The sequence below is a fragment of the Buttiauxella gaviniae ATCC 51604 genome (assembly GCF_001654835.1).
Classification (GTDB): domain Bacteria; phylum Pseudomonadota; class Gammaproteobacteria; order Enterobacterales; family Enterobacteriaceae; genus Buttiauxella; species Buttiauxella gaviniae.
The window spans coordinates 1-927 of record NZ_LXEP01000089.1 but is presented as its reverse complement, the minus strand read 5'-3'; the positions used below and the strand labels follow the sequence as shown (position 1 = coordinate 927).

Annotated in this window: 3 protein-coding genes; all 3 read left to right on the top strand. The window is 52.0% G+C overall.

Going from position 1 to position 927, the window contains the following annotated elements:
- The first annotated feature begins 148 nt into the window (after positions 1 to 148).
- Positions 149 to 442, top strand: a complete 294-nt coding sequence (locus M977_RS23825; RefSeq protein ID WP_074392112.1) for a Ref family recombination enhancement nuclease — start codon at positions 149 to 151, stop codon at positions 440 to 442.
- Entirely contained in the window at positions 439 to 792 is a 354-nt protein-coding gene (locus tag M977_RS23820) for a RusA family crossover junction endodeoxyribonuclease (protein WP_064519655.1), read from the top strand. Before M977_RS23825 ends, M977_RS23820 begins: the two co-directional genes overlap by 4 nt.
- Positions 789 to 927: bacteriophage antitermination protein Q (locus M977_RS23815; RefSeq protein WP_245163551.1), on the top strand; the 139-nt coding region annotated here is incomplete at its 3' end. The genes M977_RS23820 and M977_RS23815, both read left to right, overlap by 4 nt.

Genomic DNA, 927 nt, shown 5'->3' with positions numbered 1-927 from the left:
CATATGGTTGCGACATTAATCCGTGAGAACTCAGATGTCGCCGGCGCCGTTCTAACAGGTGCGCCGGCAGCGGTGATTCAAAAAGAGGCCATTGAGTTGATTAACCACGCCGCAATGATGGCTGGCTTGGTTGTGCAGTTTGTTCACGCTGGCCAGCAGCTGCTGTAGGGAGAGGGTATCCCGAGTTGCATCTCTTGGCTGCATTGTTTGTCGCAACCTTGGGCATGGCGAAACACCCGCTGAAATACATCACTGCAGTTCCGGTACCGGTCTTTCTGTTCGTGCAGACAATTATCATGTCATTCCTCTTTGTCATATCCATCATCGCACTGGTGGCAATGGTCTTGCCATCCATGCAGGGCGGCAGACATGGGAACAGAACTTCGGTACCGAACTGGATTTACTGAACCAGGTAAATACTGAATTGGGGGTGAGGGCATGATTTACGACATCATCCCCATCGGTAAGCCACGTATGACACGCGCCGATAAGTGGAAGCAACGCCCAGAAGTGATGCGCTATCGCGCATTCTGCGATGAAGCCCGCTTACGTAAAATTCATCTTCCTGAATCTGGAGCGCACGTAACCTTTGTAATGCCAATGCCGCCGAGCTGGAGCAAGAAGAAGCGAGAGCAGATGAATGGCAAGCCACATCAGTCAAAACCCGATTGCGACAACATGCTCAAGGCATTGATGGACGCTCTCTTTGATGACGATTCGAGTATCTGGGATTGCCGCATAACCAAGGTATGGGGTGAGAAAGGGCAAATCATCATCAGGGAGTCCGTATGAACCAGCAATATCTGCAATACGTCCGCGAAGAACTCATGTTGGCCACTGCCGATTTAAGCGGGGCAACGAAAGGGCAGCTGGTGGCGTTCGCCGAGAATGCGCAGTTCGATACCGGCCGATATAAGCGCAAGCGTC

Coding starts and splice junctions, on each gene's coding strand:
- M977_RS23820 (WP_064519655.1), top strand. CDS start 439: ATGATTTACGACATCATCCCCATCGGTAAGCCACGTATGACACGCGCC.